Source organism: Cohnella sp. (assembly GCF_041641335.1).
GTDB lineage: Bacteria > Bacillota > Bacilli > Paenibacillales > Paenibacillaceae > Cohnella.
The window spans coordinates 36,822-45,436 of record NZ_JBEPYQ010000057.1 but is presented as its reverse complement, the minus strand read 5'-3'; the positions used below and the strand labels follow the sequence as shown (position 1 = coordinate 45,436).

Annotated in this window: 8 protein-coding genes; all 8 read left to right on the top strand. The window is 60.3% G+C overall.

Annotated features, from left to right (window positions below; translation table 11 throughout):
* Positions 1 to 274: 274 nt before the first annotated feature.
* The 8 genes from ACESLM_RS18525 to ACESLM_RS18490 all read left to right on the top strand — a co-directional run bounded on the left by ACESLM_RS18525 (position 275) and on the right by ACESLM_RS18490 (position 8,606).
* Positions 275 to 2,059 carry an acyl-CoA dehydrogenase family protein gene (locus tag ACESLM_RS18525; RefSeq protein WP_372633051.1) on the top strand — a complete coding sequence of 595 codons (1,785 nt, stop codon included), beginning with the start codon at positions 275 to 277 and terminating at the stop codon, positions 2,057 to 2,059.
* A 60-nt stretch (positions 2,060 to 2,119) separates the two neighbouring features.
* Positions 2,120 to 3,787 (top strand): long-chain-fatty-acid--CoA ligase, encoded by a 1,668-nt coding sequence (locus tag ACESLM_RS18520; RefSeq protein WP_372633055.1) that lies wholly within the window; start codon positions 2,120 to 2,122, stop codon positions 3,785 to 3,787.
* A 27-nt stretch (positions 3,788 to 3,814) separates the two neighbouring features.
* Positions 3,815 to 4,237, top strand: coding sequence for a PaaI family thioesterase (locus tag ACESLM_RS18515; protein WP_372633050.1), 423 nt, complete (start codon positions 3,815 to 3,817; stop codon positions 4,235 to 4,237).
* A gap of 135 nt (positions 4,238 to 4,372) precedes the next feature.
* Complete coding sequence (locus tag ACESLM_RS18510) at positions 4,373 to 5,053, top strand: YdeI/OmpD-associated family protein (RefSeq protein ID WP_372633049.1); 681 nt, start codon at positions 4,373 to 4,375, stop codon at positions 5,051 to 5,053.
* Between the two features lie 12 nt (positions 5,054 to 5,065).
* Positions 5,066 to 5,305, top strand: coding sequence for a type II toxin-antitoxin system Phd/YefM family antitoxin (locus tag ACESLM_RS18505; RefSeq protein ID WP_372633048.1), 240 nt, complete (start codon positions 5,066 to 5,068; stop codon positions 5,303 to 5,305).
* 349 nt (positions 5,306 to 5,654) lie between these two features.
* Positions 5,655 to 6,263 carry an ECF transporter S component gene (locus tag ACESLM_RS18500; RefSeq protein WP_372633047.1) on the top strand — a complete coding sequence of 203 codons (609 nt, stop codon included), beginning with the start codon at positions 5,655 to 5,657 and terminating at the stop codon, positions 6,261 to 6,263.
* The gene (locus tag ACESLM_RS18495) at positions 6,260 to 7,861 is read left to right on the top strand and encodes an ABC transporter ATP-binding protein (RefSeq protein WP_372633046.1); all 1,602 of its coding nucleotides are present in this window, start codon (positions 6,260 to 6,262) and stop codon (positions 7,859 to 7,861) included. The genes ACESLM_RS18500 and ACESLM_RS18495 overlap by 4 nt, the downstream gene beginning before the upstream one ends.
* On the top strand, positions 7,815 to 8,606 hold the full coding sequence (locus ACESLM_RS18490) for an energy-coupling factor transporter transmembrane component T family protein (protein ID WP_372633045.1): 792 nt from the start codon (positions 7,815 to 7,817) through the stop codon (positions 8,604 to 8,606). Before ACESLM_RS18495 ends, ACESLM_RS18490 begins: the two co-directional genes overlap by 47 nt.
* Positions 8,607 to 8,615: the final 9 nt, after the last annotated feature.

Below are 8,615 nucleotides of genomic sequence, written 5' to 3'. Positions count from 1 at the left end.
TGCCTCGGGGCGGCGGTCCCGGCTCCACAAAGGCCAAAAAAGTGCCTCGCCGGTGGGTGGTCGGGAGAGAGCAGGGACTGCCAAGGCCAAAAAAGTGCCTTGGAGCAGCGACCCCGGCTCTGCGAAGGCCAAAAAAGTGCCTCGCCGGTGGGTGGTCGGGAGAGAGCAGGGACTGCCAAGGCCAAAAAAGTGCCTAGGAGCCACGGCGTTCACTGGACGAGGGAACCAAGCCACGAGATACGCATGTTCAATCATCTCAAAGGAGAGGAAAGCGATGGGCAAAACGCTAAGCGGCAAGGTAATCGGCGGGAGCTTCATCATCGAGGATATCGAAGCGGACCGCATCGTGACGCCGGAGGACTTCACCGAGGAGCATCGGATGATCGCGCAGACGACCGAGGATTTCGTTGAGGCCGAAATCGCGCCTCATGATGAAGCGATCGAGAAGCTGAACTACGAGCTGACCGTCGCGAAGCTGCGGCAGGCGGGGGAGACCGGCCTGCTCGGCGCGGACGTGCCCGAAGCCTATGGCGGACTGGGCCTGGACAAAGTCGGCACGACGCTGATCGGCGAGCGCTTCGCCAAGGCCGCCTCCTTCGCGCTGTCCGCCGGAGCGCATGTCGGCATCGGCACGCTGCCGATCGTTTACTTCGGCACCGAGGCGCAGAAGCGCAAGTATTTGCCGGAGCTGGCGTCGGGCGAGAAGCTGGCCGCTTACTGCCTGACGGAGCCGTCCTCAGGCTCGGACGCGCAAGGCGCGAAGACGACGGCGACACCGACGGAGGACGGCCGATTTTACGTGCTGAACGGCGCCAAGCAGTTCATTACGAACGCGGGCTTCGCCGACATCTTCATCGTGTACGCCAAGGTGAACGGCACTGACTTCAGCACGTTTATCGTCGAGCGGACGATGCCGGGCGTCAGCATCGGTCCGGAGGAGAAGAAGATGGGCATCAAGGGTTCTTCCACCTGTCCGCTCATCCTGGAGGACGTCAAGGTGCCGGCCGAAAATCTGCTGTGGGAAGCCGGCAAAGGCCATCTGATCGCCTTCAACATTTTGAATATCGGCCGGTTCAAGCTGGCTGCGGGCGCGCTCGGCACCGCCAAGGAAGCGCTCGGGCTGTCCGCCAAGTACGCCAACGAGCGCGTGCAGTTCGGCCGCCCGATCTCCTCGTTCCCGCTCATCGGCAAGAAGCTGGCGGAGATGAACGTTCGCTCCTATGCGCTGGAGAGCATGGTGTACCGCACGGCGGGGCTGTTCGACGAGGGGCTGGCCGAGGTCGATCACGGCGCGGACAACGTCGGGTTCCAGGCGGCCAAGGCGATCGCGGAATACCAGCTCGAATGCTCGATCAACAAAGTGTTCGGCTCGGAAGCGCTTGATTTCGTCGCCGACGAGGGGGTGCAGATTCACGGGGGGTACGGCTACATCCAGGAGTATCGCATCGAGCGTATTTATCGGGACTCGCGCATTAACCGCATTTTCGAAGGGACGAACGAGATCAACAGACTGCTTATTCCCGGAGCGCTGATCAAACGAGCGTTAAAGGGAGAGCTGCCGCTGATGCAGAAGGCGATGGCGCTCCAGGCCGAGCTGATGGCGCCGATGCCGAGCCGGGAGTTCGAGGGAACGCTGGAGCAGGAGACGCATTTGCTGGCCATGGCCAAAAAGATATTTCTGATGGTCGGGGCTCAGGCCGTGCAGAAGTACCAGACGAAGCTGGACCGGGAGCAGGAGGTGCTCAGCCATCTGGGAGATATGCTGATCTCCGTCTTTGCGTCCGAGAGCGCGCTGCTGCGCGCCCGCAAGCTGATCGGCCGGAGCGGCGAAGCCAAAGCGGCCAACGCGATCGACATGACGACCGTCTTCATTCACGAGGAGTTCGGCAAAGTCGAAGAATTCGCGCGGGAGGCGCTGGCTGCGATGGAGTCGGGAGACGTGCTGCGAACGCAGCTGTCCATTTTGAAGAAGCTCGGACGCCGGGCCGCGGTCGATACGATCGGGCTGAAGCGGAGGATCGCGGCCAAGGTGATCGAAGCGGAAAAGTACGTCGTGTGAAAAGTGAAACGCAACGCTGCAACCAAAGCAACTCACTAGAGTGGGAGCGAGGTGTCGGTGGTGTCCAATGCCCCCTGGTTAAAGGAATATCCTGCCGAAGTTCCGCATTCGCACGAGTATCCGAAAAAGAATTTGGCCTGCTTTCTAATCGATTCCGCTTCGGCCTATCCCGACAATGTCGCCCTGGAGTTTCTGGGGAAGAAGGTGACGTACGGCTCGCTTCTGGAGCAGTCCCGCCGCTTCGCGAACGCGTTGCTCAAGCTCGGCATCCGCAAGGGAGACCGTGTCGCCGTCATGCTGCCGAACTGCCCGCAAGCCGTCATCGCTTACTTCGGCATTCTGATGATCGGCGGAGTCGTCGTCATGACCAATCCGCTCTATATGCCCCGCGAGCTGGAGCATCAGCTTGCCGATTCGGACGCTCGCATCATCGTTACGCTCGACTTGCTCTTGAATCGCGTTCAGCAATCGACGGTTAAGCGTCCGCTGGAACGGATCGTCGTTACGTCGATCCAAGATTACTTGCCTTTTCCGAAGAACGCCCTGTACATGCTGAAGCAGAAAAAAGAAGGAAAGTTCGTCAAGGTGGGGTACACCGAGCAGGTGCTGTCGTTCCGCGAGCTGATCAAGAGCTCCCCCGCCTACCCCGTGCTGGCGGACGTCGACGCGGAGGAGGATTTGGCGCTCGTCCAGTATACGGGCGGGACGACCGGACTGGCCAAAGGCGTTATGCTGACGCACTACAACCTGGTGGCCAACACGGTGCAAACCCGGCTGTGGTGTTACAAAACGGAGAATGCGAAGGAACGTTTGCTGGCTGCGCTGCCCTTTTTCCACGTGTTCGGGCTGACCGTCCTGCTCAACCTGGGGGTGTATGCGGCGAATACGCTCGTGCTGCTGCCGCGCTTCGAGATCGATCAAGTGTTGAAGACGATCCACAAGAAGAAGCCGACGCAGTTTCCAGGCGCGCCTACGATGTACATCGCGATCGTTAATCATCCCAATGTGCGGAAGTACGACTTCTCCTCGATCAACTTCTGCATCAGCGGCGCCGCTTCTTTGCCCCTGCACGTGCAGGGGCGTTTCGAGGAGATGACCGGAGGCAAGCTGATTGAAGGCTACGGGCTGACCGAGGCGTCTCCGGTCACGCATGCGAACAACATTTGGGCGCGGCGGAAGAACGGCTCTATCGGCCTCCCTTTTCCGGACACCGAAGCCCGTTACGTCGATCCGGACACGTTCGAAGACGTGCCGGTCGGGCAGATCGGGGAGCTGGCGATCCGGGGGCCGCAGGTGATGAAGGGGTACTGGAACCGGCCGGACGAGACGGCAAAGGCGCTGCAGGGCGGCTGGCTGTTGACCGGAGATCTGGGCAGGCAGGACGAGGAAGGCTACTGCTATATTGTCGATCGGCGTAAGGACGTCATTGTGGCGGGAGGCTACAACGTCTACCCTCGGGAAGTTGAGGAGGTTCTCTACGAGCATCCGGACGTGGAGGAGGCGAGCGTTGCGGGCGTGCCGGACGCTTACCGCGGAGAAACGGTGAAGGCGTTCGTCGTACTGCGGCAAGGAGCGTCGCGCGATAAGGAAGCGCTGGAACGGTGGTGCAGGGAGAAGCTGGCGGCGTACAAAGTGCCGAAAATCATCGAGTTCCGCGAGACGCTGCCGAAGACGATGTCGGGCAAGGTGCTTCGTCGCAAGCTGCTCGAAGAGGAACCGGAAGGCTGAAACGGAAAGGGAGGAGGAGACGAACGGATGGAGACGAACAAGGGAGTTGAGCTTCCTCCGCAGATGGAACAGTGGAAAGCGAAGGCGGAATCGACGTTCTGGGGCTGGGTCGGCTGCTCGTTCGAGCGGGTGGACGAACGCGGGATCCTGGTGTCGCTGGACGTGAAGCCGCATCATCTGAATTTGATCGGCATTCTGCACGGCGGGGTGCATGCGACGATGATCGATTCGGCAATGGGGCTTGCGGCGATGATTGCCCGTCCGAACGCCGGCGTCGTGACGACGCATCTGAACCTGAACTACGTCGCCCCTGTCGGAGCGGGCCGTGTCTACGTTGAAGCGGAGATCGCGCACATGACCCGCAAGACGGTGACGACGCAGGCTCGCGTCAGAACGGAGGACGGCGAGCTGCTGGCGTTCGGGACCGGAACGTTTCGCGTGTTGGAGTAACGGAGCCAAGGGGAGGCGGCACAGAGGAAGCCAAAGTTGCATTCGAGCAAATCTTCAACGAATCAACCTCGTCAGCTCCGGGCCATGATCGGCTATAATGATCGTAAGACCGATAATCGCCTGGAGGATGAAGCAATGTCGAAAACGATCGTGGATAAGCTGGGCCTGCGTAAATACGAGAGAGCCGCGATTTTGAACCAGCCGGAAGGAACCGATTATTTCACGGAATTGAAAGGGTACGATACGTCGCTCAAGGACGCCGGGTATGATCTTGTGTTCGCCTTCGTGCTGGATATGGAATCGTTGAAGAACCTTGTCGGCCGCGTTATCGTCGAGGGGGCGCTGAGTCCGAACGGATATCTGTTCGTCGCCTATCCGAAGCTGGGCAATAAAAAGTACGCAACGTCCATTCACCGCGACGATCTGTTCCCGGGGCTCGGCGCGGACGAAGAAGGGTATATCTCGGGAAGCGCAGTTAAGTTCGCGAGGATGGTCGGACTGGACGACGTGTTTACCGTCGTCGGATTCAAGGAAGACTCCAAGGGCAAGGGGGCGCCGTCGCCGCGTGCGGCTCAGCCGAGCCAGCGGGTGGACGACTACGTCGATCTGATTCCGAGCGTGGAGCAGGATTTGGCCGATTCTCCCGAGCTTCTGGCCTTCTACCGGTCGCTTACCCCGGGCTATCGCAAGGACTGGGCTCGTTACGTCTACAGCGCCAAGCAAGAGGAGACGCGGGCAAATCGGCGGGAGGAGATGAAAGCGATCCTTAAGACAGGCTACAAGAGCCGAGAGCTCTATCGGCAAGCTGGAAGATAGGAGGACGAGTCTGTGGCGGACGGTAACGAGCTGGACGAACCTTTGATTGTAACGCGCAATGGAGAGGTTGATCCCGTTGTGGTGACCCATGAAACGTATAGGAGCATAGAGGCCCGTATTAAATTGCAATCGAAGCTATTGGTGGCTGAAAAGCAGGTTGCAGACGGAGAAGAACTTGTCAATCACGATGAAGTGATAACCCGCATGCGGAGGAAGCTGTATGCGGCCAATGAGTGTAACGGGCGGTATTAATAGGGGATTGCGGGCAATATCGTATTGCCAAAATCGTGAGCATGAGATAAGTTATAGATAATTGAATCGCAAAGAAACGGGTGCTTGATGAAGTCAGGCTGAGATTGCGGCCGTATGCCGCTGACCGTCGATCTGATCTGGGTAATGCCAGCGTAGAGACAACTTTGGTCGCGTATCTTCGGATGCCGTGCGCTAGCCTGCCCTGCTCGTAAGGGGCGGGCTTTTTCGTTTGCGGTCAAGCCGCTTCGGGGCGTGCGGAGTACAGGGGTAGCCCGGAAGACCTCGTTGCTCGATTGCCCGTCTAAGCGTTCAAGAGGCAACACAATACCGGAGAGGAAGTGTTGAAGTTATGGCGCAAGCCGGACAAGGGACGAAGTCCCGGGGATTGAAATTGACCGATATTATGGTCACGGTCGTGATCGCGGTCGTCTTCGGCATCATCTACAAAATATGGGGCCCGATGTACGACGTCTTTAAGCCGCTCGGGCTGCATGCGGAGCAGCTGTCGTACGGCATGTGGTTCCTGGCGGGAACGTTCGCGTTCCTCGTCATTCGCAAGCCGGGAGTGGCGGTGCTGGCCGAGGTCGCGGCGGCCAGCGTGAGCGCGCTGCTCGGCAGCGAGTGGGGCATCTCCACGTTGTGGTACGGGCTGCTGCAGGGGCTCGGAGCCGAGATCGTGTTCGCGATCTTCCTGTATCGCAACTTCTCGGTATGGGTCGCATCGCTGGCGGCGATCGGCGCTGCGGCCGGGTCGCTGGTGCTCGATTTCGGCTACGGCTACATTGAGCAGCTCACGGCGTGGAACTATACGCTGTTCATCGGGTTGCGCCTGATCGGCAGCATCGTCATCGCGGGCATCTTCGCTTATTCGTTGGCCAAGGCGCTGGAGCTGACGGGCGTGACCAAGGTGCTGCGTCCCGCTTCGAAGCAGGACTTCGACGCGCTCCACCGGGCATGACAGGGGACGCGGCAACCTCAGGCAGCGCTGTGTCGGCGCTCGCCGCGGATACTTCGACGCTGACTGTGCACCGTGCATCCGGACCGTCGGCTCAAGCGGCTGCTTTGCCGGGGCTATCGCCTACAGCGCCGCTGCCCGATTCCGTCGCGGCGGCAGTATCCAATCTGAAGCTGAAGTTCGCGGGAGAGGACGCCTTGTTGTTTCAAGGCGTTTCTCTTTCTTTTCGCAAGGGGGAGCATACGCTGCTGCTCGGGCCGAGCGGCTGCGGCAAGTCGACGCTGCTTCAGGTGATGAGCGGGCTGATTCCCGGCTTGATCGAGGTGCCGATGATCGCCGACGAGACGGTCGTGCCTGAACGGTGGGGATACGTGTTCCAGGACCCGGACACGCAGTTCTGTATGCCCTACGTAGACGAGGAACTCGCCTTCGTACTGGAAAATCTGCTAGTGCCGCGAGAGGAGATGCCTGCCCGCATCTCCCGGCATCTGCGGCAGGTGGGGCTTGAATTACCCGACCCCCACGTGCCGATTCAGACGCTCTCGCAAGGGATGAAGCAGCGGCTGGCGATCGCCGCCGCGCTGGCGACGGAGCCGGAGGTGCTGTTCCTGGACGAACCGACGGCGCTGCTCGACGAAGAGGGCACGGAGCAGGTGTGGCGGACGATCCGTTCGGTCGCGAGCGGCATGACGCTGATTGCCGTCGAGCACAAAATCGAGGGAATGGCCGATCTGTTCGACCGGGTCGTCGTTCTCGGACCTAGCGGAGAGATCGTGGCGGACGGCGCGGCTGCCGATGTATTCACGCAATATCGAGCCGAGCTGAACCGTTACGGAATCTGGTATCCGGGCATTTGGGAGGAGCGGGACCGGAAGCTGGGCAAGCGGCCGGGGAAAGCTAACCCGGAACCTTCGGATCGACCGATCGCCGAGCTTCAAAACTATCGCGGACTAAGAGGAACGAAGCCGGTCATCGAAGTGGAGAGCGCGGAGATCAAGCCGGGGGATTGGATCGCCGTCATGGGCGACAACGGAGCGGGCAAAAGCTCTCTCCTGCTCGCGATCATGCGCCTGATCAAGACGGAAGGGCTATGCAGGGTAGCCGGAGGGGAGTTTCGCAAGACGGAGCAACTAGCCGAACATGCGGCTTTCGTGTTCCAGAACCCGGAATTTCAATTCGTGACCCATACGGTTCGGGACGAGATCGAGTATTCGCTGCTGGTTGACGGAGTGGAAGCGGGAGAGCGGCGCCAAAGCAGCGAACGGCTGATGGAGGAACTGCAGCTGGCCGATTGCGCGAGCCGCCATCCCTTCCAATTGTCGATGGGACAGAAGAGGCGGCTCAGCGTCGCTTCCGCGATCATCCGCGGCCAGCGGCTGCTGCTGCTCGACGAGCCGACGTTCGGGCTGGATGCGCGCAACACGTTCGCCATGCTGGAACTGCTGGAGCGCCTGCGCTCGGAAGAGATGGCGATTCTGATGGTGACGCACGATCCCCGAATCGCGGAACGCTATTGCACGGCCGTCTGGCGTGTCCGGGAAGGGAGGCTGGCGGATGCAATTGACCTTTCCGCACCGGCGGACATGGCTGCATCGCGTTAATCCCGTCGTGAAGCTGACGCTGTTTTCCCTCTGGTTTTTTGCGGTCATTCTCATTCACGACTTCAGCGTCATGGCGAACGTAGCGGCCGGCTCCGTGCTTCTGCTGCTCTGGTCGGGCCACCCATGGCGCAGGCTGCTGCTGTACGCTTCGCCATTTCTGCTCGTATTCGTCTCCTCGACGACGGGCATGATGTTTTTCGGCAAAGGGGAGACGCCGTGGTTTTCGTGGGGCATCGTGAACATTACCGAGGAGAGCTTTTACCGCGGGCTGCATCTCGGCTTCAGGGCGCTGAGCATGGCCGCGGTCGGTCTGCTGTTCGGATTGACGACACGGCCGGTCGACCTGTTTTACGCGCTGATGCAGAAGGCGAAGCTGCCGCCGAAATACGCGTACAGCTTTCTCGCCGCGATGCGAATGATCCCGATTCTTGCCGAGGAGTTCCAGACGCTGCGCCACGCGCTGAAGATCCGGGGGATGAAGAAGCAGAGCAGACTGAAGACGTTCTATCAGACGTGGCACCGCTATGCGATTCCGCTGCTGGCGCAGAGCATCCGCAGAGCGCACCGGATCGCGGTCGCGATGGAGGCGAAGCGGTTTGCCGGGCAGGCGCGAAGAACCTATTATTATATTATCGGGTTCAGCTGCCGGGACATCGTCTTCGGAGCCGTGACGGCCGCCTTGTTCGGACTGTCGTTCGCGCTGGGAACCCAGTGGCCGTACGTCGGCATTACCGACGTGCGATGAGAAAAGAGG